Origin of the sequence: Desulfomicrobium norvegicum, from assembly GCF_900114595.1 — a bacterium.
GTDB lineage: Bacteria > Desulfobacterota > Desulfovibrionia > Desulfovibrionales > Desulfomicrobiaceae > Desulfomicrobium > Desulfomicrobium macestii.
In genome coordinates, this window is sequence record NZ_FOTO01000002.1 from 72,048 (window position 1) to 94,887 (window position 22,840).

24 protein-coding genes are annotated in these 22,840 nt (G+C 58.8%); 17 read left to right on the top strand and 7 right to left on the bottom strand.

All coding sequences use genetic code 11. From position 1 onward, the window contains the following. The first annotated feature begins 19 nt into the window (after positions 1–19). Positions 20–604 carry a glycerol-3-phosphate 1-O-acyltransferase PlsY gene (plsY, locus tag BMZ24_RS04340; RefSeq protein WP_092189678.1) on the top strand — a complete coding sequence of 195 codons (585 nt, stop codon included), beginning with the start codon at positions 20–22 and terminating at the stop codon, positions 602–604. A gap of 1,217 nt (positions 605–1,821) precedes the next feature. On the opposite strand, the gene hflX is transcribed toward plsY, so the two are convergent. From hflX to BMZ24_RS04355, 3 genes are all read right to left on the bottom strand, one after another. After that, the gene (gene hflX, locus BMZ24_RS04345; protein ID WP_092189680.1) at positions 1,822–3,444 is read right to left on the bottom strand and encodes a GTPase HflX; all 1,623 of its coding nucleotides are present in this window, start codon (positions 3,442–3,444) and stop codon (positions 1,822–1,824) included. A gap of 43 nt (positions 3,445–3,487) precedes the next feature. Further along, entirely contained in the window at positions 3,488–4,081 is a 594-nt protein-coding gene (locus BMZ24_RS04350) for an IMP cyclohydrolase (RefSeq protein WP_092189683.1), read from the bottom strand. A 129-nt stretch (positions 4,082–4,210) separates the two neighbouring features. After that, positions 4,211–4,768: a tetratricopeptide repeat protein gene (locus BMZ24_RS04355; protein WP_092189685.1), complete on the bottom strand. Its 558-nt coding sequence runs from the start codon at positions 4,766–4,768 to the stop codon at positions 4,211–4,213. A 252-nt stretch (positions 4,769–5,020) separates the two neighbouring features. Here BMZ24_RS04355 and flgB point away from each other — a divergent pair, with 252 nt between their 5' ends. From flgB to BMZ24_RS04390, 7 genes are read left to right on the top strand one after another with little or no spacing between them, the layout of a single operon-like run. After that, positions 5,021–5,431, top strand: coding sequence for a flagellar basal body rod protein FlgB (flgB, locus tag BMZ24_RS04360; protein ID WP_092189687.1), 411 nt, complete (start codon positions 5,021–5,023; stop codon positions 5,429–5,431). Further along, positions 5,431–5,868, top strand: coding sequence for a flagellar basal body rod protein FlgC (flgC, locus tag BMZ24_RS04365; RefSeq protein ID WP_092189689.1), 438 nt, complete (start codon positions 5,431–5,433; stop codon positions 5,866–5,868). Before flgB ends, flgC begins: the two co-directional genes overlap by 1 nt. 55 nt (positions 5,869–5,923) lie before the next feature. Beyond that, entirely contained in the window at positions 5,924–6,247 is a 324-nt protein-coding gene (gene fliE, locus BMZ24_RS04370; RefSeq protein WP_092189691.1) for a flagellar hook-basal body complex protein FliE, read from the top strand. Between the two features lie 24 nt (positions 6,248–6,271). Further along, positions 6,272–7,879 (top strand): flagellar basal-body MS-ring/collar protein FliF, encoded by a 1,608-nt coding sequence (fliF, locus tag BMZ24_RS04375; protein WP_092189693.1) that lies wholly within the window; start codon positions 6,272–6,274, stop codon positions 7,877–7,879. Continuing rightward, positions 7,880–8,890: a flagellar motor switch protein FliG gene (fliG, locus tag BMZ24_RS04380; RefSeq protein ID WP_092189695.1), complete on the top strand. Its 1,011-nt coding sequence runs from the start codon at positions 7,880–7,882 to the stop codon at positions 8,888–8,890. After that, on the top strand, positions 8,883–9,581 hold the full coding sequence (locus BMZ24_RS04385) for a FliH/SctL family protein (protein ID WP_092189697.1): 699 nt from the start codon (positions 8,883–8,885) through the stop codon (positions 9,579–9,581). Before fliG ends, BMZ24_RS04385 begins: the two co-directional genes overlap by 8 nt. Beyond that, positions 9,578–10,924, top strand: coding sequence for a FliI/YscN family ATPase (locus tag BMZ24_RS04390; RefSeq protein ID WP_092189699.1), 1,347 nt, complete (start codon positions 9,578–9,580; stop codon positions 10,922–10,924). The genes BMZ24_RS04385 and BMZ24_RS04390 overlap by 4 nt, the downstream gene beginning before the upstream one ends. Here BMZ24_RS04390 and BMZ24_RS04395 read toward each other — a convergent pair. Then, positions 10,921–12,705: a GspE/PulE family protein gene (locus BMZ24_RS04395; protein ID WP_092189701.1), complete on the bottom strand. Its 1,785-nt coding sequence runs from the start codon at positions 12,703–12,705 to the stop codon at positions 10,921–10,923. The genes BMZ24_RS04390 and BMZ24_RS04395 overlap by 4 nt on opposite strands. Beyond that, positions 12,698–13,177: a D-glycero-beta-D-manno-heptose 1-phosphate adenylyltransferase gene (gene rfaE2 / locus BMZ24_RS04400; protein ID WP_092189703.1), complete on the bottom strand. Its 480-nt coding sequence runs from the start codon at positions 13,175–13,177 to the stop codon at positions 12,698–12,700. Before rfaE2 ends, BMZ24_RS04395 begins: the two co-directional genes overlap by 8 nt. Before the next feature lie 70 nt (positions 13,178–13,247). On the opposite strand from rfaE2, the gene BMZ24_RS04405 reads away from it, so the two are divergent. From BMZ24_RS04405 to BMZ24_RS04430, 6 genes are all read left to right on the top strand, one after another. Then, on the top strand, positions 13,248–13,964 hold the full coding sequence (locus BMZ24_RS04405) for a hypothetical protein (RefSeq protein WP_092189705.1): 717 nt from the start codon (positions 13,248–13,250) through the stop codon (positions 13,962–13,964). A 90-nt stretch (positions 13,965–14,054) separates the two neighbouring features. Beyond that, on the top strand, positions 14,055–14,585 hold the full coding sequence (locus tag BMZ24_RS04410) for a hypothetical protein (protein WP_092189707.1): 531 nt from the start codon (positions 14,055–14,057) through the stop codon (positions 14,583–14,585). After that, positions 14,582–15,793: a bifunctional phosphopantothenoylcysteine decarboxylase/phosphopantothenate--cysteine ligase CoaBC gene (coaBC, locus tag BMZ24_RS04415; protein WP_092189709.1), complete on the top strand. Its 1,212-nt coding sequence runs from the start codon at positions 14,582–14,584 to the stop codon at positions 15,791–15,793. The genes BMZ24_RS04410 and coaBC overlap by 4 nt, the downstream gene beginning before the upstream one ends. After that, a complete protein-coding gene (locus BMZ24_RS19375; RefSeq protein WP_143077832.1) occupies positions 15,763–16,383 on the top strand; it encodes a hypothetical protein in 621 nt (206 codons plus the stop codon). Before coaBC ends, BMZ24_RS19375 begins: the two co-directional genes overlap by 31 nt. A gap of 130 nt (positions 16,384–16,513) precedes the next feature. After that, positions 16,514–17,521: an NAD-dependent epimerase gene (locus BMZ24_RS04425; protein ID WP_092189713.1), complete on the top strand. Its 1,008-nt coding sequence runs from the start codon at positions 16,514–16,516 to the stop codon at positions 17,519–17,521. Positions 17,522–17,557: 36 nt separating this feature from the next. Then, positions 17,558–18,346, top strand: coding sequence for a ParA family protein (locus BMZ24_RS04430; protein ID WP_092189715.1), 789 nt, complete (start codon positions 17,558–17,560; stop codon positions 18,344–18,346). Here BMZ24_RS04430 and BMZ24_RS04435 read toward each other — a convergent pair. Further along, positions 18,322–18,732, bottom strand: coding sequence for a hypothetical protein (locus tag BMZ24_RS04435; RefSeq protein WP_092189717.1), 411 nt, complete (start codon positions 18,730–18,732; stop codon positions 18,322–18,324). The two genes, BMZ24_RS04430 and BMZ24_RS04435, sit on opposite strands and share 25 nt — an antisense overlap. Positions 18,733–18,829: 97 nt before the next feature. On the opposite strand from BMZ24_RS04435, the gene BMZ24_RS04440 reads away from it, so the two are divergent. Both BMZ24_RS04440 and BMZ24_RS04445 read left to right on the top strand, forming a co-directional pair. Next, positions 18,830–19,711, top strand: a complete 882-nt coding sequence (locus BMZ24_RS04440; protein ID WP_092189719.1) for a ParB/RepB/Spo0J family partition protein — start codon at positions 18,830–18,832, stop codon at positions 19,709–19,711. Further along, entirely contained in the window at positions 19,708–20,730 is a 1,023-nt protein-coding gene (locus BMZ24_RS04445; RefSeq protein ID WP_244150282.1) for a bifunctional heptose 7-phosphate kinase/heptose 1-phosphate adenyltransferase, read from the top strand. Before BMZ24_RS04440 ends, BMZ24_RS04445 begins: the two co-directional genes overlap by 4 nt. On the opposite strand, the gene BMZ24_RS04450 is transcribed toward BMZ24_RS04445, so the two are convergent. Then, complete coding sequence (locus tag BMZ24_RS04450; protein ID WP_092189721.1) at positions 20,727–21,275, bottom strand: type I restriction enzyme HsdR N-terminal domain-containing protein; 549 nt, start codon at positions 21,273–21,275, stop codon at positions 20,727–20,729. The two genes, BMZ24_RS04445 and BMZ24_RS04450, sit on opposite strands and share 4 nt — an antisense overlap. Positions 21,276–21,405: 130 nt before the next feature. Here BMZ24_RS04450 and BMZ24_RS04455 point away from each other — a divergent pair, with 130 nt between their 5' ends. Further along, positions 21,406–22,839 carry a DNA integrity scanning protein DisA nucleotide-binding domain protein gene (locus tag BMZ24_RS04455; protein ID WP_092189723.1) on the top strand — a complete coding sequence of 478 codons (1,434 nt, stop codon included), beginning with the start codon at positions 21,406–21,408 and terminating at the stop codon, positions 22,837–22,839. The last annotated feature ends 1 nt before the right edge of the window (position 22,840 follow it).

Consider the following 22,840-nt stretch of genomic DNA (forward strand, 5'->3'; position numbering starts at 1 on the left):
AAGACCAAGGAGACTGCACATGGTGACAATATTCTGGCTCGCAATCAGCTATCTTCTGGGTGCCATGCCCTTCGGCCTCTTGATCTCCAGAACCTGCTGCGGCATCGACCCGCGCAGTGAGGGCAGCGGCAACATCGGGGCGACCAACGTCGGCCGCCTCTGCGGCACCAAGTACGGAGCCCTGACCCTGGCCCTGGACATGCTGAAAGGCTTTGTGCCCGTGGCCCTGGCCGCGAGCTTCTCGGATTCCTACTTTTTTCTGACGCTGGTCGCCACGGCCGCGGTCTGCGGACACATGTTCTCCGTGTTCCTGCACGGCAAGGGCGGCAAAGGCGTAGCCACCTGGGTGGGAGCCTTCGTGGCCATCTCCACCTCTGGGACGATACTCTGCGCCCTTGGATTCCTCGCGGCCCTGTACTTCTACAATTTCGTGTCCCTGGCTTCCCTGGTCATGGTCGCGCTCATGCCCGTGGTGCTGCTCTTCCAGGGCCTCTTCGGCGCCATTCCCCTGGCCCTGGTGCTCATGGCGCTGATTTTCTGGAAGCACTCCGAGAACATCCAGCGTCTCATGGCGGGCGAGGAACATCCCTGGAAAATGAAGTAACTTTCGTCTTGAATACAACGCGAAAAGCGCGGAAGCCCAAGGGTTTTCGCGCTTTTCGCTTTTCAGGGCAGATGCCTGGAGGGACGAAGGGTTCATGTCGGATGAAGCATGGATTCCCGCCTGCGCGGGAATGACGTGGTCGCAAGGCGAAAATTCCTGCTCATCGACCAAGGGAAGATGCCCGGAGGGGCGAAGGGTTCGTGCCGGATGAAGCATGGATTCCCGCCTGCGCGGGAATGACGTGGTCGCAAGGCGAAAACTCCTGCTCATCGACCAAGGGAAGATGCCTGGAAGGACGAAGGGTTCGTGCCGGATCAAGCATGGATTCCCGCCTGCGCGGGAATGACGTGGTCGCAAGGCGAAAATTCCTGCTCATCGACCAAGGGAAGATGCCCGGAGGGGCGAAGGGTTCGTGTCGGATGAAGCATGGATTCCCGCCTGCGCGGGAATGACGTGGTCGCAGGGCGAAAACGCTGCTCATCGACCAAGGGCAGATGTCCGGAGGGGCGAAGGGTTCGTGTCGGATGAAGCATGGATTCCCGCCTGCGCGGGAATGACGTGGTCGCAGGGCGAAAATTCCTGCTCATCGACCAAGGGAAGATGCCCGGAGGGGCGAAGGGTTTGTGCCGGATGAAGCATGGATTCCCGCCTGCGCGGGAATGACGTGGTCGCAGGGCGAAAATTCCTGCTCATCGACCAAGGGCAGATGCCCGGAGGGGCGAAGGGTTCATGTCGGATGAAGCATGGATTCCCGCCTTCGCGGGAATGACGTGGTCGCAAGGCGAAAACTCCTGCTCATCTACCAAGGGAAGATGCCCGGAGGGGCGAAGGGTTCGTGCCGGATGGAGCATGGATTCCCGCCTGCGCGGGAATGACGTGGTCGCAAGGCGAAAATTCCTGCTCATCGACCAAGGGAAGATGCCCGGAAGGACGAAGGGTTCGTGCCGGATGAATTATGGATTCCCGCCTGCGCGGGAATGACGTGGTCGCAAGGCGAAAATTCCTGCTCATCGACCAAGGGAAGATGCCCGGAGGGGCGAAGGGTTCATGTCGGATGAAGCATGGATTCCCGCCTTCGCGGGAATGACGTGGTCGCAGGGCAAAAATTCCTAGCCGTCGTCGATCCGTAACCACCAATTCAGGCGTTGTTCATGTGTCATTCCCGCGCAGGCGGGAATCCATGCCTTTACCGGAGGAGGCTTTGCACTGGCAAAGCCTCACAGCAGCGATTTGATGCGCTCGACCAAAGGAGCCAGGGTCGGGCGTTCGAGGGCTGAAATGAAGACAGCGTCGGGATGGACGAAGCGCAGGGTCTGGCGGGTCTCTTCGCTTATGCGGTCCGTCTTGTTCAGGGCGAGGATGCGCGGAATGGTGTCGATGGAGAGGTCGCGCAGGATGGACTCCACCGCTTCGATCTGGGCGTCCATCTCCGGATGGGAGGCGTCGGCCACATGCACCAGCACGTCCGCGCTCTCAAGTTCCTCCAGGGTGGCCATGAAGGCCTCGCGCAGATCGGCCGGGAGGTGACGGATGAAGCCCACGGTGTCGGTCAGGATGATTTCCCGGTCCTCGGGAAAACGCAACCGGCGGCTGGTGGGATCGAGCGTGGCGAAAAGCTTGTTCTCGGCCAGGACCACGCTCTTGGTCAGGGTGTTCAGAAGCGTGGACTTGCCCGCGTTGGTGTACCCGACCAGGGAGACGATGGGCAGCCCGGCCTTGTCGCGGCGGCTGCGCGTGGACTTGCGGTGCTTGCGCACGCTCATGAGCTCCGCCTTGATCTGGGCGATGCGCTCGCGAATCTTGCGGCGGTCCATCTCCAGGCGCGTCTCGCCCGGACCGCGTCCGCCAATGCCGCCGGCCAGCCTGCTGAGAGCCCGATTCTGGCCCACCAGGCGCGGCATCATGTACTTGAGCTGGGCCATCTCGACCTGCAGCTTTCCTTCGCGAGTCTGGGCGTGCTGGGCGAAAATGTCGAGAATGAGCTGGGTGCGGTCCAGAACCTTGCGCTCGGTGATCTGGCTCAGGTTGCGCTGCTGCGTGGGGGTCAGCTCCTGATCGAAGACCAGGGTCGCGGCATTCTTCTGCAAGGCCAGGACTTCCAGCTCGGCAAGCTTGCCCCGGCCGAGGATGAGCTTGGGATTGACCCGGGTCACCCGCTGCACGACCTGCCCCACCACTTCCAGTCCGGCCGTATCCGCCAGCTCCGCCAGTTCCGCCAGGGATCGCTCCTGCGCGCCCCTGGACTCCGAAGCCACGCTGACCAGTATGGCCGAGCCCTCACGGGCCGCGGCGGCCACGCTTTGGCCCGTGCGCGCAAGCTCGTCCTCCAGGGCCTTGACGTTCGCTCCGAAATCAAAATCCACATCATCCCAGATCATGGCCGGGTGAATCTGATAGGGCAGCTCGTCGGTGTTCGGAGGCAGGATGTGGGCGATCTGGCAGGTTCTGGGAGCCCCGTCGGAAGACACCGTCAGCACGCTGATGGCGTCAAGACGCAAAAAGACCATGTCCATGAGGTCTTCCTGGGTCAGCAGGGACGAATCGAGATGGGTGTGCAGGAGGCGCAGGCCGGAAAGCCGGGAGTCGGCCTGACGATGGCGCGACAGCTCGGGGATCAGGATGCCGTCCTGCTCTCCGACCAGTACCATGACCGGCACGCCCTTGCGGTTTATGAGCACGCCGATCTGACGGCTGACGCCCCTGCTCAGGATGGCCAGCTCCCGGGCCTGGTCGGGGGTGAACCCGCCCTGGTCGGGAAAGCGTCTGTTGTAGAGCCGGGAAATGGCCGTGATCTGGCTGGGTTTGAGGCCGGTCAGGTTGCCGAGTGGTTTTGATGCTATGGTGTTCTCTCCGTGGCCGGTGTGAGCCGGCCGGGCCGCTCCGTCAGGAGCGGCTCAGGTACTCGGTGATCATGCGGTCGTATTCCGAAGTCAGGGCAAAGGTCGCCACGGCCATGCGCTTGCGGAAGTCCAGGGACAGGGAACCGCCGTTGCTCTTCATCTCCTGCATGCATTCGGCATAGTAGGACGGATCAGGAATGACGGCCACGGAATGAAAGTTCTTGGCCGAGGCGCGCAGCATGGTCGGTCCGCCGATGTCGATCTGTTCCACGGCCTGCTTGTCTTCCAGGGTCTGGCGCACGGCTTCGGCAAAATTGTAGAGATTGACGCAGATCAGATCGAAGGGAGACAGCCGAAGGTCCTTCAGGGTCTGCATATGGGTGGAATCGTCCTTGTCGGCCAGGATTCCGGCGTGCACGTGCGGATGCAGGGTCTTGACCCGGCCGCCCAGAATCTCCGGAAAACCGGTCACGTCGCTAACGGAACGGACTTTGAGGCCCGCCTGGACGAGCTTCTTGCGGGTGCCCCCGGTGGAAACGAGCTCCACTCCCTGCTCTTGCAGAAAACGGGCAAAGTCATCAAGGCCTGATTTATCTGTGACGCTCAGGATGGCCCGGCGAATCGGCAACATGTTCATGGTGTCCCCCTCTCAAAAGAATGTTCGCCGTGCACTGCCACCTTTGATCGCAATATGCAATAACACAGGCAGGCCGAATCCCGGATCGCCGGGATTGGGCCTGCCTTGAGGGAGGGGAACGAAAACGTTCTAAAGCTGGGCCAGAAGTTCGTTCGCCGACGCGTTGCCGGGGTCCAACTCCAAAAGCCGATGCAGATGCGCCTTGGCCTCGTCCTTGCGGCCGCAGGACACAAGGCAACCGCTCAAGGCATAGCGGACTTCGCTCTTGCCCGGATTGATCTCCAGATGCAGCTCAAGGGGGGCGATGGCCTCTGCGGTGCGCCCGAGCACATGCGAAACCTGAACCAGTCCGAAAAGAGCGACGATGTTTTCAGGATTGAGCCCGAGGGCCTTCTGATACAGCTCGAACGCCTTGTCTTCCTGACCCTGCTGGGCGCTGATGAGCGCTATCCCGGCAATGGACTTGTCCGAAGATGCGATATCGTCGGCCTTTTGATACATGGTCAAGGCCTGATTCAGGTCCCCGCGCTGCACCGCAATGGTCGCCAGGCCCAGATACGGATCCGGGTGGACGCCGTTGCTGCTTGCGGCTTTCTGGTAATAACTCTCGGCCTTGTCCAATTCACCCATGAAAAGATAACATTCGCCAAGTTCCTTGTTGATTTCATAATCCAGATGCGAACTCATGGTTCCTCCTCCTTGTCGGCAAATCTAGTATGCGTTGACTGTCTGCCAACGGCTTAGCAACTTTGGTGCCACACCTCTCACCACTCAGCAAAACTTCTCCCCGAACATGCCTCTCTCCTGACAACATGATGATTTTAAATATCATATTGCCTTCTGCGCAATCTGGAATGGTCATTGCAAACCAGACCTCGTCAGCATCCCGGCTCTGTCTCAAGATGAAAAACAAAAGCCGGTATGACAAGGGGTTATCGAATGAAAAGCTTGTTTCCCGATCACATTGATCTGACGGCCAAGGTCATGGATTTTCAGCTGCAGCGTCAAAACATCGTCAGCACCAACCTGGCGAACATCAACACGCCCGGCTACAAGGCCCGCACTCTGGAGTTTGAAAAAGACCTCCAGGCCGCCCTCGGCCTTTCCGAGACCGGAGCCGTGGCCCGCACGCATCCGGACCACTTCCCTCTCGCCTTCGCCGCCGACTCGGCCGAGGCCAGCGTGACCAAATCCTTGACGCCGCGAGTAGTGCAGGGCGTGGACAACGTGGACCTGGACAAGGAGATGGCCGCCATGGCCAAGAACAACCTCCTTTACAACACGCTTGCGACGGTGATGCAGAAAAGCCTCACCGGCCTGAAGCAAACCATCGCTGACGGAGGCAAATAATGGACTTCATGACCGCCATCGATGTCGGGGCGTCCGCGCTCAAGGCCGAACGCACCCATTTGAACGTCATCTCCATGAACCTGGCCAACGCCAAGACGACCAGAACCGCGGACGGCGGACCGTACCGCCGCAAGGAAGTCGTTTTCAAGGAAACCGAAGTGCAGAGCCCCTTCTCCAAGGCCATGAACTCGGCCCTGGATCAGGACGTCAAAGGGGTCAGGGTCGAATCGGTCCAGAACGACCGGCGGCCGCTCAAGCAGGTCTACGAGCCGGGGCACCCGGACGCCGACGAGGAAGGCTACGTCAGCTATCCGGACATCAACGTGGTGGAGGAGATGACCAACATGCTCTCGGCCATGCGCGCCTACGAGGCCAACGTTTCAACCATAACCACGTCCAAGAGCATGTTTTCCAAGGCCCTTGAAATCGGACGTTAGCCCGGACCATGACCCGGACCGGATAAAGTAGCAGACACAGACAAGGAGAAATTCCATGGCGGTATCACCCTTGGCCATCAAGGCCTATTCGGCGGCAAGCGAGCTTTTGAGCAACCCCAAAAGCATCGACGCCAAGAACACGTCCACCAAGGAAGCAACCCAGTCCTTTGCCCAGACCATCGAAGAGTCCCTGGCCAAGGTCAATGAAATGCAGGGGGAAAAATCGCTCATGATCCAGGATTTTGTCTCGGGCAAAAACCAGAACGTGCATGAGCTCATGATCACCCTGCAAAAGGCCGGACTGGCCATGGACATGACCTCCGCCGTCCGCAACAAGGTCATGCAGGCTTATCAGGAAATAATGCGCATCCAGTTCTGATTCTAATACACGCGAGGATTCACCATGCCCCCCTTTCTGCAAAGCACCCTGGCCAAGGCCACGGACTTCTGGACCGATAAATCCCTGGCCCAGCGCATCCTCCTCGGAGGATTGCTGGTCTCGCTCCTGATCGCGTTCTTCGCCATGATCTTCTGGATGAACAAGGTCGACTACAGGGTCCTGTACAGCAATCTGTATCAGGAAGACGCGTCCAGCGTGGTGAGCTACCTGCAAAAGGAAAAAATCCCCTACCGGATCACCGATTCCGGAACCACCATCATGGTTCCAGGGGACATGGTCTACGAAGCGCGGCTCAAACTTGCCGGCGAAGGCTCCCTGCATGGTCAGGGCATCGGCTTCGAGCTCTTCGACGAGAACAAGATCGGCCAAACCAACTTCGTGCAGGGCATCAACTACCAGCGCGCCCTCCAGGGCGAGCTGTCCCGCACCATCTCCGAGCTTTCCGAGGTGGAGAGCGCCCGCGTGCACCTGGTGCTGCCCAACAAGAGCCTCTTCGTCGAGGAACAGGCCCCGCCCTCCGCGGCCATCATGCTCAAGCTCAAGGGCGGCCGCAGCCTGGGAGCGCAGCAAGTGCAGGCCATCGTCAACCTCGTCTCCACCAGCGTCGAGGGCATGACCACCGAACACATCACCCTTGCCGACAGCCGGGGCAAGATCCTCTATGAACCCAAGGCGGACACGGATTTCACGGGTTTGAGCTCGACCCAGCTTGAATATCAGATGAGCATGCAGCGCAGCCTGGAGCAGCGCATCGAACAGCTTCTGGTGCCCATCGTCGGCCCCGGACGCGTCATCGCCCGCGTCAATGCCGATCTCGACTTCGATCGCACGACCATCCGCAAGGAAATCTTCGACCCCAAGTCCGCCGTGGTCAGGAGCGAGATCAGAAACGAAGAGGAAAGCAAGGGTTCGGCCAATGTCGACGGCGGCACCCCCGATCCCAATTACCAGGGCGAGAACGACGGCATGGCCTCCGGCACGGCGCAGGAAAGCACCCGCACTTCCTCCACCACGAATTTCGACATCAACAAGGAAGAGCAGCAGATCATCTCCCAGGTCGGGAGCATCAAGCGTTTAAGCGTTGCCGTTCTCGTCGACGGCAAGTACACTCAGCAGCAGGACGGGACGTACGCCTTCGAGCCGCTCAATGCCGAGCAGATGGAACAAATCCGCCAGCTCAGCCAGCGCGCCGTCGGCTTCGACGACACCCGCGGCGACGCCATCGAGGTCTCCTCGATCTCCTTTGGCGAGCCCATGGGAGCCGAACAGGCCCCGCTTCTGGATGTGGCCTCGCGCTACTTCCAGCTTCTGGGCAAGCCGCTCCTGAACACACTCATCATCCTCCTGTTCCTGCTCTTCGTGGCGCGCCCCGTGGTCCTGGCCCTGATCCGCCCGAAGGTCGAAAAGCCCACCGTGCAGACGTCCGACGAACTGGGCGCGGCCCAGGAACTCATGGCTCTGACCGAAGGATTGAACGAAGAGGACATGGCGGCCGTGGACGCCGTCAAACGTATCGAAAACGCCAAGCACCTCGCACAGCAGCTTGTCGAGCAGAACATGGATCAGGCCGTCATGATCATGCGCCAATGGATGACTCAGGGAGAAGCATAAGTGGCAGCACCTACTGGAAAACTGACCGGGCCGCAGAAGACGGCCATCCTTATCCTGGCCCTTGGCGACGCGTTTGCCTCCGAGGTCTTCAAGAAGTTCGAACGCGCCGAGATCACGGCCGTATCACGGGCCATGGCCAAGCTCGATACCGTGAACAAGGAACAGGCCGAGGAAGTGCTGAAGGAGTTCAACCAGGCCATGACCATCGGCAAGGAGATGCTCTACGGCGGCCCGGAACAGGTGCGCAAGATGATTTCCTCGAACCTCGATTCCGACACGGCGCGCTACATCCTGGACGAGCTTGATTTCGATTCCGGGCCCGTGCCCTTCAAGGAGCTTGGCAACGTCAGTCCCAAGATTCTGGCCCAGATCCTGCGCAATGAGCATCCCCAGACCCTGGCGCTGATCCTGGGGCACCTGCCATCCGATAGCGCGGGGAATCTCCTGCAGAACATGGCCCCCGGAGTGCGGGCCGAAGTACTCATCCGCCTGGCCAAGCTCGAAGCCGTGGCCGAAGAAATGCTGGTCGAGGTCGATCGGGTCCTGCAAAGCCAGCTCATCGCCATCGGCGGCAAGGAAGGCCGCAAGGTCGGCGGCGTCAATTCCGTGGCGGAAATCCTCAACGCCATCGACCGGGCCACGGAAGAGGAAATCATGGCCGACATCGAGGAAGAGAGCGCGCAGCTGGCCGAAGAGATCAAGCAGCTCATGTTCGTCTTCGAGGACATCACCAAGATCGACGACCGCGGCATCCGCGAAGTTCTGAAGGAAATCAGCAACGAGGACCTGACCATGTCCCTGAAGACCGCGCCGGAGGAACTGCGCGAGAAGTTCTTCAAGAACCTGTCCGAACGCGCGGGCAACATGATCCGCGAGGATCTGGAAATCATGGGACCGGTCAAGCTGTCCGAGGTCGAGGCCGCGCAGCAGAACATCGTCAAGCAGGTAAGACGCCTGGAGGCCGAAGGCCGCATCGTCATCGCCGGCAGCGGAGGCGAAGTCCTTGTCTGAGCACGCGCAAAACCCGTGCAGGGTCATTTATGGCTTGCACAGCCGCGACGGCGTCGGACTCAACCGCCCGCCCACCCTGACTTGGAACACGGAGACCGAGGACCACTATATGGAACAGGTACGCCAGCGCGCCCAGCAAATGGCCAAGGATATTCTGGCCCAGGCTCTGGCCGAAGCCGAGCAGATTCGTGCCCGCGCCCAGGCCGAAGGCTTTGCCGCCGGACAAGAGCAGGCCAACTCCATGGCGCAGGCGGAAACCGCGAAAGTCTGCTCCTTCATGGACACGATCCAGGCGGCGATGGTCGCCGAGAAGGAACGCATCTACTCCGAGCACAAGCAAAGCCTCTTCCAGATCATGCGCCTCGCCTTTGAAAAGACCCTGGGTGTCATGCTCGACGAACAGCGCGAGCAGGTCCTGAACACCCTCTTCGAGGAGGCCGTCTCACAGCTCCAGGCCAAGACCTGCATCACCGTGCATGTCTGCGCGCAAGACTTCGAACTGGCCAAGTCCCTGGCCGATCAGACCAGGGAAAAGCGCTCCGATCTTCCGGAACTGCGCATCTGCTCAAGCCTGGAACTTGCTCCCGGCGGAGTGCGCATCGAAAGCGGCGACGGCCTGGTGGACAATTCCATTGCCGCCCGTTTTGAACAGGTCCGCGCCATTCTCGACGGATACGTGGAAAATTCATGACCGCCGATCTTGACGGCACCCTGCATCTGCTGGCCGGCCTGCAGCCGGCGCAAGCCTATGGCAAGGTGACCAAGGTCGTGGGGCTCGTGGCCGAGGGGCGCGGCATAAAGGCCCCGCTTGGCTCGGTCTGTCAGCTTCTGCCGGGGGATACCGGCAAGCAGGTCATCAACGCCGAAGTGGTCGGGTTCCGCGACGACGTCATGCTGCTCATGCCCTACGGCGAGATGCGCGGCATTCGCCCTGGAAGCCTCATCCGCAACACCAGCACTCCGCCTGTTTTCCCGGTCGGCCATCGCTACCTCGGACACGCCGTGGACGCTTTCGGACAGTCCCTCGACCCGCAAAAGAACATCTTTCCCGCCCGCTACAATCCCCTGCACACGGATCCCCCCAACCCCTTGACCAGACCGCGCATCACCGAACCGCTGGATGTCGGGGTCCGGGCCATCAACGGTCTCCTGACCCTGGGCAAGGGCCAGCGCGTCGGAATCATGGCCGGCTCCGGCGTCGGCAAGAGCACGCTCATGGGCATGTTCGCACGGTACACGTCGGCCGAGGTCAACGTCATCGGGCTGATCGGCGAACGTGGCCGGGAAGTCGTGGATTTCATCGAAAAGGATCTGGGACCGGAAGGGTTGGCCAAGTCCGTACTCATCGTGGCCACTTCGGATCAGGGACCTCTGGTGCGCATGCGCGCCGCCTATGCGGCCACGGCCATGGCCGAGTTTTTTCGTGACGAGGGCAAGGACGTACTGCTCATGATGGACTCGGTGACCCGCTTCGCCATGGCCGCCCGCGAGGTGGGCCTTGCGGCCGGCGAACCGCCCACCACCCGTGGATACACACCCACGGTCTTCTCGCACCTGCCACGCCTGCTCGAACGCGCCGGGCGCTCGTCCAAAGGAAGCATCACTGGCATTTACACGGTGCTTGTGGAAGGCGACGACTTCAACGAGCCCCTGGCCGACGCGGTGCGCTCCATCCTCGACGGCCACATCGTGCTCACACGAGAACTGGCCGACCAGGGGCACTACCCTTCCATCGACGTGCTCAAGAGCGTCAGCCGTCTGGCGCCCGACGTCGCTCCCGCGCCTGTAATCGCCGCCGGACGGGACCTGGTCCGCATGATGGCCACCTTTCAGCGTGTCGAGGACATGGTCAACATCGGCGCCTACGCCCCCGGTTCTAATCCGGAAATCGACCAGGCCCTGGGCATGGTCCATCCCATCCGCTCTTTTCTGCAGCAAAGCGTCGGAGAACGCTCCACCCTGGATCAGGCATTCGAGGACATAAAAAAACTGACCGGCAAGAATCTTCCTAAGTCCGTAAAGCCCCGTACCTAATCGACGGAGCCCCCGGCCACGCGCAAAACCTCCTCCACCGTCGTCACGCCCTGCACCACCCTCGCCATGCCGTCGTCGAACAGGGACCGAACCCCTTTTTTGCGGACCATTTCACGCAGATCGCCAAGATCGATGTTCTTGCGGATGGCGTCCTTGACCTCGGTGTCGTAGGGCAGGATCTCAAAGATGCCGGTTCGCCCGTAATAGCCCGTCTGCCGGCAGTGGTCGCACCCGCGCCCCTTCCACAAGGCCTGTCCCGGACGGATGTAGCTGTCCAGCCCCAGGGCCTTTATCTCCTCGTAATCCGGCGTGTACTGCACCTTGCAGTGCAGGCAGATGTTGCGCACCAGGCGCTGGGCGATGCAGCCGATGACGGCTGCATTGATGAGATAGGCGTCAAGGCCAAGGTCCAGCAAGCGGGTCAGGGCGGCGCTGGCGTCGTTGGTGTGCAGGGTCGAGAAGACGATATGCCCGGTCAGGGCCGACTGCATGGCCTGCTCGGCGGTTTCGAGGTCGCGCATCTCGCCGATCATGATGATGTCGGGGTCCTGACGCAGGATGTGGCGCAACATCTGTCCGAAGGTCACGCCGATCTTGGACTGTACGCCGATCTGGTTGAAATCGTCGACCACCATCTCGATGGGATCTTCGAGCGTGACCACGTTGACCTGAGGATTGGCCAGCACCTTCAGGGTCGAGTACAGCGTGGTCGACTTGCCGCTCCCCGTGGGCCCGGTGACCAGAATGAGCCCGTAGGTCTTGCTCAGAAACTTGCTGTAGGTCGCATAATGATCGGGCCCCATGCCCAGCTCTTCGAGATTCTTGAGCGTGCTGTCGCTGGACAGGAGCCGCAGCACCATCTTTTCGCCAAAGGCCACCGGAATGGTCGAAACGCGCACGTCCGTCGGCACTCCGGCCAGGACCAGCTGCACGCGCCCATCCTGGGGCCTGCGCTTCTCGGAGATGTCAAGCCGGCTCATCCCCTTCAAACGGTTTATCATGGCCAGATGCACGGTCATGGGTAGCCTGTGCAGATCATGCAGGATGCCGTCGATGCGAAACCGGATCAGCGCGAAATCCCTCTTGGGCTCGATGTGGATGTCGCTGGCGCGCTCGCGCAGAGCCGAGCGCAGCAGATAGTCCACGGCCTTTATGATGTGCCGCTGCGATTCGGGGTCGGATTTTTCCGAGACCTTGACCCGCGCTTCGAGATTGCCGATTTCGCTTGAGTCCATGAACTCGATCTGCGCGGCCTGGATGGCTGTCCGGAACTGGTAATAATCGTCGATGAGGCGGTTAATGTCCTGACGGGTGCTCAGGAACACCCTGTAGGGCAGGTCGCTGACGCGCTCCATGTCCTGCCACAGCTCCGGCCGGAAAGGATTGAAGACCGCAAGCTCAAGCTCGCCGTCGCGGATCATGATCGGCACCAGGGTATTCATCCGGGCGAAACTCTCGGAGATGGTCTTGGTGGTGACCTCAAGATCCAGATCAAAGGGGTCCACCCGGCGAAACTCAAGCCCCTCCCGGCGCGCCACGGCCTTCAGGATGACATCCTCGGTGATGCGCGCTTCCGGGTGTCCGGGTTCTTTGGGGGGCTTTCGGATATTGAAGCGGATGAGGTCGTCGATTCCGTCCGGCCCCTCCACGTTGATCCCGTTCTTGACGGCGTGTTCCATGATGATCCGGGCCTGCGCCTCGCTTATCTCGCCCGCGTCGGTCAGAATCTCCAGCAGATACGTCAGGGAATAGACCACGCGCTTTGTGTTCAAGCTATCCATTGCCGCCTCTTTGATGCATGGCCACGATGCGTTCTACCGTCCCCGTGGTTGAATATCCGGCCAACAGCGGGATGGAGCAGACCGTCCCTCCCGCCGCCTCCACCACCTCTCGCCCCACTATCCGGTCTACGCTCCAGTCCCCGCCCTTGACCAGCACGTCCGGGCGGACCTTGCGGATCAGTTCAAGAGGCGTGTCCTCGTCGAAGATGATGACGAAATCCACGCAGGCCAGGGCCGCCAGCACCCGCGCCCGGCTTTGCTGTTCGTTGACCGGCCGCAGCGCGCCTTTTAGGCGCCTGACCGAAGCGTCGCTGTTGAGGCCGACGACCAGGCAGGAGCCCATGCTCCTGGCCCGCTCCAGATAGTCCACATGGCCCGGGTGGATGATGTCGAAGCAGCCATTGGTGAACACGACCTTGCCGCCTGGCCTTGCAATTTGTTCGGGAGAAATGATTTTTTGTTCGGTATTCATCGATTCTTGTGGGTTTGACGGATGTCTGGGGGTGCCGTACATGTCGCGAAAAATGAGTACGGGATGTGCAATGTCCAAAAGCTGGCTCAAGTCCAAACATGATTCCTTCGTACGCGACGTTCTGCGCGATTTCTGCCAGATCGCCAGTGCTTTGGAAAATCATTTTTCCGAGTACGACGCAAGCGGGTCCGTGAGCTTCCATTTCTTTGACGACATGCTCGGCCGCCAAAACAGCAAGGGCCTGCTCTGGAGGCTCAAAGACACCTCCCATCTGCTTTTCCGCAACGAAGAGAGGACATCCTTCGCGGTTTTCGGCGAGTACCTGGACTGGGCGCTGGGCTACATCTTCCACGAGTGCATAAAGCTCAAGGAAGACGCCTACCAGCAGATGAACTACAAGCCCCGCTTCAAGCAACTGCAGCAGGGCGTCGGGCTCACGCCGGAAGAGCAGCATATCGGTTCGGAACTCTATGCGGTCATCAGGCAGACTTCGGAAAGCATAGAGCGCGAGGTTCGCCGCATCCGTTTCATCATCTTCCATTGCAAGCGCCTTTTCATCCTATATCTTCCCCTCCACCATGAAAACCCTCTGCTGGCCCGATTTCTTTACGCTCAAAGCGATCTCGTTCACGGCGTTTTCAAGGGATATGCAGAGGAACTGATCCACGCCGTGTACACGGAGGGAACACACCGCATGTACGCTCTGGCCGCACAATCCCTGGAAGACGGGGGTTGGCTTGACGAAGCGGCCAAGGCCAGGCGGCTTGAAGAAAGTGCCGGCTCTTAAAAAAAACTTGATCTCACTGCCGATGTTGCTAGATTTTCAGCCCAAGAACTTGCGATCTCCAATTTTAACGTTCCTGAAAGGATTACACTCATGCGTTATCTTAAACTGATTCTTGTAGCCTTGCTGCTATCTTCGTGGGGTTGCGCCACCTTTAACGGCACCACCTCCGAAGATCCCGGAGCCGCCCCGACACAAAACAGTTTCTACTATGATTTCAAAGACATTCGCGTACCCGAAGAAATGGAGATTCAGACCAAAAAGTCTGCCATTTCTCCCATGGAAAGCGGCAAGTACGGAACCATCGTCTTTCGCGGCCGAGCCGAACCCATTTCGCTTTTCGACTTTTTCTTCAACACCATGCCCAAAGACGGCTGGACCATGGTCACCTACCAGAAATACCAGCGCTATCACCTTGTTTTTACAAAAGAAAATCGCGTCTGCATGATTACCATCGAGGAAAGCCCCATGTGGTACACGTGGCTTGAGATCAAGGTATCCCCCAAGGTCGCGGGCAGCAGCGAACCTGCCTATTCCATCGGCACCCCGCCCCCCGCTGATCCTTACCAGACCTACCCGCCAGCGGGAACGGGCCTGGACTCCGAAAGGACGTTGTCGCAGTGATTCCCGCACACTACCTGTTCGACACGTTTCACGGGAAACGTATCCACCTGGGAGTCACCGGCTCCATTGCAGCATACAAGGCCCTGGATCTGACCAGGGCCTTTTTGCATTTGCACCTTCAAGTCGGAGTGACCCTTACCGAATCGGCCCGCAAATTCGTGACCGACCTTTCCTTTGGGGCGCTCGGAGCTGATCCTCTTTACACCGACATGTTTTCCAGTGGCGCCAATTTCGATCATCTCGAACCATCGGTGGCCGATGCCTTTGTCGTTGTTCCAGCGACGGCGAACATGATCGCCAAGATGGCCTGCGGCATCGCCGACGACCTGCTCAGTTGCCAGCTTCTGGCCTACTCGGGCCCGGTGCTGGTGGCTCCGGCCATGAACCCGCGTATGTGGAGCGCCCCGGCAACCCGCCACAACTGGTCCGTGCTGGGTGAACGCGGCGTTACGCGCATTGAACCCGAATGCGGCAATGTCGCCTGCGGTGACACGGGTCAGGGCAGACTCGCCCCCATGGACGAGATTTTCATCCGCACCCTGGCCGCGCTTTCGCCGCAGGACCTTCACGGCAAGAAAATCATGATTACGCTCGGCCCAACCAGAGAATACTTTGACAAGGCCCGCTTCTGGTCCAATCCCTCAAGCGGAATCATGGGGGCCAGCCTGGCCGTCGCTGCGGCCCTGCGCGGCGCCGAAGTCACCGCCATCACCGGCCCGGCGGACATCGCCCTGCCGTCCATGATCCAGCGCGTGCCCGTGGTCACGGCCCGTGACATGTTTGAAGCCGCCCAGGACATTTTTCCAACGCAGGACATCGGATGCTTCACGGCAGCCGTGGCTGACTTTCGTCCTCCGGCCTGCTCCACAGGCAAATTCAAAAAGAGCGGAGAAACCCTGAGCCTGACTTTTGAGCCCAACCCTGACATCCTCGCAACCCTGAGCAACGCCAAAAAATCATGGCAACAAACCATCGGCTTTGCCGCTGAAGCGCAAGACCTCGAAAAGAATGCCGCGCTGAAGCTCGCCAAAAAAAATCTTGATCTGCTCGTAGCCAATCCCATAGACGAGGCCGGTGCCGGCTTTGCATCATGCACCAACAGGGTTTTGGTCATGGATCGACACGGCCGACAGGAAGCGTGGCCGCAGCTGCCCAAAACTGAAATTGCCTGGAGGATTTGGGATTGGATCTCAATGAACACACCCTGACCGAAGCCCAGCGCACCCTGAAGCGTCTTGGTGTCACCCATGTCCTGCGTCCTCGGACAGAGGCGGCCGAAGAGACGCCGCCAGCGCCGGCACCTTTGAAGGCGGCTCCAAAACCTGAAACGCCAAGCCAAAACCCAACAGTCCAAAAACCGTCTTCACCCGCAAGTGAACCGCTTCCCATTTTACTACGGTCATTGTTTCACGGGAAACAATCACCGGTTCGCTCCATGTGGACGTACCTCGGGCTCTATGAAGACATGCAAAAGGCGACAAATCCGCCCCGTCTGGTCGTCTTCAAAAAAATCCAGGAGTCCGTCTGCCTGCACCTCAAATGGCAAGCCGGGGATATCAGCTCATGGCCCCTCGATCTGGACTCCGGAACTTTCCGCAAAGGACTGGATCACTTCAGGCCGCAACGGATCCTGCTCTTCCTGGACCGCAAATCAACTGATGAAACGGTTCACGCTCGTATCAAAAATCTTCTGGGACAATCAGACTGCCCGGTCGTAACCCTGCCAAGCCTGGAAGAGATGGCGCAAGGCAACCAGCAAGTCAAAAATGAAGCCTGGAAAATCCTGCAGAGCATCTGATCGCCCGCTCCTGACGGGACCTTAAAAATTCAACTCACAAAAAAGCAACCGCACATCTCAAATTCCGTATTGCCCACCAAACAGCCTTAGGTTAGGTGTTTTTCATATTTTGTTTCACATGGAGCATTGCATGAAAATTCTTATCACGGGCGCGGCGGGATTTATCGGTTTTCACCTCGCCAAACGCTTTCTTGCCGCGGGAACTTCCGTATTTGGCCTGGACAACCTCAATGACTACTACTCGGTGGACTTGAAAAAAGACCGCCTGAAGCTTCTGCAACAGGATTCAAATTTCCATTTCGAGCCCATCGACCTCGCTGACGGCGTAGCCCTGGATGCATATTTCAAGGCCAACGAGTTTACACACGTGGTCAATCTGGCGGCTCAGGCGGGTGTTAGATACTCCCTTCTGAACCCGAAATCCTACATTGATTCCAACATAGTAGGCTTTGCAAACCTGCTGGAATGCTGCCGCCACAACGGTACGAAGCACCTGGTGTACGCCTCGTCGAGCTCGGTCTACGGGCTGAACACATCCATGCCCTTTTCAGTCCACGACAATGTGGACCATCCCGTGAGTCTGTACGCGGCCAGCAAGAAATCAAACGAACTGATGGCGCACACCTATTCATACCTTTACAAGCTGCCGACCACAGGTCTGCGCTTCTTCACGGTGTACGGCCCCTGGGGGCGCCCCGACATGGCGCTGTACCTCTTCACCAAGGCCATCTGCGAAGGAAAGCCGATCAACGTCTTCAATCATGGCAAGATGCGCAGGGACTTCACCTACATCGACGACATCGTCGAGGGCGTGTTCCGGATCGTGAGCCATATTCCGGCAGGCAATCCGGCATGGGACGGCAAGAATCCCGACCCGAGCACCTCCCCCGCGCCTTACAAGCTCTACAACATCGGCAACAACAACACCGTGGAACTTGAGCAGTTCATCACCGTGCTTGAGAATGCCCTGGGCCAAAAAGCCGTGCGCAACTACATGGATATCCAGCCCGGAGACGTGCCGGCGACCTACGCCAACATCGATGACCTGATCAAGGAAGTCGGATTCAAGCCATCCACAAGCATCGAGGAAGGAATAGAGAAGTTCATCGCCTGGTACAAAGATTACTACCGTCCTTAGTTCCCCGTGAAACAACAGGATCTGGAGGGAAGACTTTTGGCGCAGACAATCGTTTTGGCAAATCAGAAAGGCGGGGTGGGCAAAACCACCACCACCGTTAACCTTGCGGCATCACTGGCGGCCATGGAACAGCGCGTACTGGTCATTGATTGCGACCCGCAGGCCAATGCTTCAAGCGGCCTTGGCGTCGACGTGAGCCAGGTGCAAAGTTCGATCTACCAGGCCCTTTTCTCTCCGGAAGAGGCACGCAAGGGCATCGTTGATTCCGACATGGAGTTCCTGAAAATACTCCCTTCAACGCCGGACCTGGTAGGCGCGGAAATCGAACTTGGCGAAGAGAAGGACAGGGAATTCATACTGCGCGGCATCGTGAAACTGCTGAGCCCGGAGTACGACTACATTCTGATCGACTGTCCTCCATCACTGGGGCTGATCACCATCAACGCCCTGTGCGCGGCCAGATGGCTGCTCGTTCCGCTGCAATGCGAATACTACGCGCTGGAAGGAATCGCACAGCTCATGAAAACCTACGGACTGGTCAAGGAAAGGCTGAATCCCGACCTCGACATCCTGGGCATACTTTTGACCATGTTCGACAAACGCAACAAGCTCTCATTCATGGTCGAACGCGAGGTGCGCGACCACTTCAAAGAGCTTGTGTTCACAACATCGATACCGAGAAACGTGCGCCTGTCGGAGGCGCCGAGCCATGGCCTTCCGGCCATACTCTACGACATCAGGTCCATGGGAACCCAGTCCTATATCACTCTGGCCCAGGAACTGATCGACAAGAAGCTGGGTCAATCGCAGGAGCAGGCGACCTGAGGCGTGCAGGTCACGGTGACCTTGTCCTTGAAATGGCGTTTGGTGATGCGCGACTTACAAGCGACACACTGGAATGCAAGCAGCCCGCCCATGTTGGCGGCACGCAGCATGAACTTGCGGGGTTCGTCGGCTTTCCAGTCCTCGGTGGTTGATCCGCAGGTTTCACACGTCACGTCGGTGGGCAGCTCGTAACGGAGGTCCCAATATTTTTCGAGGAGCTGCAGGTCAGCCATGGGTTCGACAATGGGATCTACCGAGGGATAGAGCTTCTCCACTACGGAGAGAACATGCCGGCATACATGCTGCCACATTTCCTCTTCGATAAAAACACCCTGGGGCGCACCCTTGGCATCGACTACGTATCTGATGGCCGTATCCTTGTTCACTGTGACTCCGGAAGTTGAAGGTTTGGACAATCATCTGTCTTTAAATACGAATCGCCAGGGGTCAACGGCCCTTGACGCAAACATCCGCGGGTAAAGCATGACCATGAAAAAACGCGGGCTCGGTCGCGGGCTTGATGTACTCATCAAAAGCCGCAATGTCGAACCCGAACACGAAGCAGAAATAGTGACGCTGGACATAAACGCGCTTGAGCCCAACATCCACCAGCCACGCCACCACTTCGACCAGGCGGCGCTGGAAGAGCTGGCCGCCTCCATCAAGAGCCAGGGCCTGATCCAGCCGGTGCTGGTCAGACCGCTGCCAACGGGACACTACGAACTCGTGGCCGGGGAAAGGCGCTGGCGAGCCTGCCGCATGGCCGGGCTTGATACCATCGACTGCATAGTCCGGCGCATGGACGACCATGAAAGCATGGCCATCGCGCTCATAGAGAACCTTCAGCGCGAGGATCTCAACCCCATCGAGGAAGCGCGGGCTCTGGGGCAGATCAAGGAACATTTCAAGATCACCCAGGAAGAGCTGGCCGACAAGATCGGCAAAAGCAGACCCGCCGTGACCAACAGTCTGCGGCTGCTGAAGCTGCCGGAAAAGGTGCAGAACCTGCTGGAGACCAATGCCCTCTCCGCCGGACACGCCAGGGCGCTGCTCGGGCTCGATGATCCCGAGAGCATGACCCTTTTGGCGGAAAAGGTTCTGCAAAAGAATCTGAACGTGCGCGCCACGGAAGAGCTGGTCAAAAAAATCAAAAACCGGAACGAGCCGGAAGAAGAAAAACCGCGCCGCGCCAAACCCATGGCCGAAGACATAGCGGACGTGGTCAAGGCCCTGGCAGGCACCTTCACCGTCAAACACTCGGGAACGCCAAAAAAAGGAAAAATCGTGTTCGCTTACGCAAGCAACGAAGAAAGGGAAAAAATAGCGTCCTTCCTTGAACGAATGGCAAAGGAGCAGGAAATATGAATCTGGCGTTCAATGCCTCGCGCATGATCGGCTCCAAGGTGCTCATCATCGGCGACATCATGCTCGATCAGTATCAAAAGGGGCTGGTTGAAAGAATTTCGCCCGAAGCGCCCGTGCCCATAGTCAAAATCACCGAACAGATCTTCAAGATCGGCGGCGCCGGCAATGTGGCCCAGAACGTGGCCACCCTTGGCGGGTGCCCCACCCTGGTGAGCATTTGCGGCCAGGATCTCTATGGTGACAATCTGCAGGACCTCTGCGGCACGCTCGGGGTTGAAAGTCATCTTATCCGGTCGGCATCACGTGAAACTACCCTGAAAACCCGCATCATGGCCCAACACCAGCAGATGCTGCGCGTGGACAGGGAAACGAACCGTCCCCTCGATGCTGGGGAATTCTCGTCCCTTCTGGAAACGGTGGATTGCCGGATCGACGGTTTTGATACGATCATCCTCTCCGACTACGGCAAAGGGATCATTTCGGAAGAATTTCTGCGCTGGCTGCGCGAACGGAAAAAGCCGGATCAAAAAATAATTCTGGACCCAAAGACATGCAATTTCCCTCACTACGACGATTTATACTGCATGACGCCAAACAAGAAGGAAGCATCCGAAGGCGCTGAGATGCCCATCACAAACCGCGCGGAGATCCTTGATGCGGGCAAGAGGATCATCGAGCAGCGACACCTGCAAAGCCTTGTCATAACCCTGGGCGCGGAAGGCATGGCAGTATTCCTGCCCGGCCAGGGGGTCTTTCACCTGCCAACCACGGCCAAGAAGGTCTTCGACGTGACCGGTGCGGGAGATACCGTCATCGCGGTCATTGCCCTTGGCCTGAGCTCAGGCCTCGATCTGCTCAGCTCCTGCATACTGGCCAATTGCGCCGCCGGCTTGGTGGTCGGACAGGTCGGCGCGGTAGGCATCACCCAGGAGGAACTCACCGAAACCCTGGCGTCCTGGCCTTCGGCGCAACAGGAAAAATGGTGCTCGCTCCCGCCGATAGGCCGCATGACCACCTAGATGCCGCATTCACTGCCGCAGCAAGGCCCGCCCAGACCGTCATAGGCTGCAAGTATCCTGCGCTCCTTGTCCAGCCGGTCCTCACCCGGCAACGGGCAGGGATGCGCCTGGGCGAGGCCTGGCAGCTCACTCCACCGGGGCACTGCATTGAAGCCGCTCCCGATCACCTCGGAGGTCTTAGTCTCCACCAGCAGCAATTCCATCGAATCCGTCACGATGACCAGCGGAAAGGGAGACGGCAGATGAATGCGGGCCGCTGCGACACTCTCTCTCACAAAGGTTCCGACCTCTCCGGGGCAGAAAATCAGGGCCAAAAGCGGCTCACCCGCAGGGGAAAAAACCGCCAGATCGATGGCGACCGAATGCGGCTCCCCGTTTATAGAGTAATCCAGGGCATATTTTGAGCGGATGTTTTCACGCGGATACTTCCTGTCTTCAACAAGCAGCTTGGCCAAAGCCTGCCGCAGGTCCTCATACGTGGTATCCATGATTTCCCGGCCGGTGAGGTAATCCGTAATGACGCGATTCAGGCTGACTTCATGCATAAAAACCTCCTTGCTTTTCATGACACAATCTAAGCTCTGAAAAAAAGGGAGCAAGGCCCTTCATAAAGGATGCGTTGACCGAAAACTATGCCTGAGATAGCGGAAAAAGAAAAATTACCGGAAGATACTCATGGAAGAACTGTTTTTGATCAAATGCATTGACCAGATTCACGACGGCTTGTGCAATGGGCTGGCCAGGTTCTCGGGGCCAAGCCGGGCCGCGCTCATTTATGCATTGAACAGGAACAGCCCGCTGCGTATTTATGACCCCTGCGATCTGCTGCGCGGACACGAACCGCGTCTGGAGGAACTCTACCTCAGACATGGAAAATGGATGCAGGATCTTTCCGGTGATGAGGACCAAGACGCAGGCGAGTTCGACAACCCCGAGCTGGCTGGAATAATCGCCTGTGGGGGACATTTCCACAACATGTTCTACCAGACTTGGCTCAGCGAGCACCATGTGGACATGTGTTCCACCGGGCCCACGCAGCGCTGGCTGGAGTACGCGTGCAGGCTCCTCTCCCAGGATCTGGGGACAAAAAGCATCGCGGACCTTGAGACATCGGGATATGTACTGCAAAATTTTGCGACCCACGCAGTCCGGGATCACATCGTCGACATGCGCAATCTGAGCCTGGGCCCGGACACGCGGCTGCGCATCTACCCCATACTGGACTCGGTCCTGAACATTTCGAAGACGCAGGAAGAAGGCAAATGGGCCTTTGGCGATCTCATCTTCGTCGAGCCCTCGCAGGCGCACAGAATCCATTATCTGGCCACATTCGGGGATTTCGAAAGACCTGCCATGAAGGATTTCAAGCACACCCGAAAGCTCCTGCAGGCCGTGGAGGGCAACAAGCACAAGCTGGTCAGCAACGGACAGAAAATCATCGGCATCGGCACGGGAAGGATGCCGGACTTTTCCGTGACTGCGGAATTTCGGGGGAATCATGGCTTCATCAAGGTCCAGGACGAAACCATATGCAGCTTTTCCGACGGCGGGTTCCACTCCTCCACCAGACAAGCCAATCTGGTACAGCTTGAAGAAGTGCTGCTTGAACTCAATCTCGATTCAAGCAAGCTCTACACCATCATGAAGGTAGTCAGCACGCTGGTGCGCAGCGCCCAGGAAAGAAAACACGGCTGCGCCCTTGTGCTCGACTTCGGAAGCCCACTGGCCAACATCTCGGGGCAGCATCTGGAAACGCCGCTTGATCTGAAGCGCCACATGGACCTTGATCTGGCGACATCGCTGGCCAAGGTGGACGGGGCGCTGCACATCGACATGATGTACCTCAAGCTGCACGCATTCGCCTCCCTTCTCGATGGCCGTGCGGTAGCCGGAGAAAACCGCGCCCGTGGAGCCAGATACAACTCCGCCCTCAGGTTCACGGCCGAACACGATCAGGTCATCCTGGTCGTGGTCAGCTCGGACCGTCCCATTTCCATCATCCAGCATGGCGCCGAGATCAAGGCCAGGTGCGACTGGGAACCGAGGTATCAATGCCTCTCGGAACCCGTGACCTTGGAAGACTGGATCGGGCAACCCAATCACTCATAGA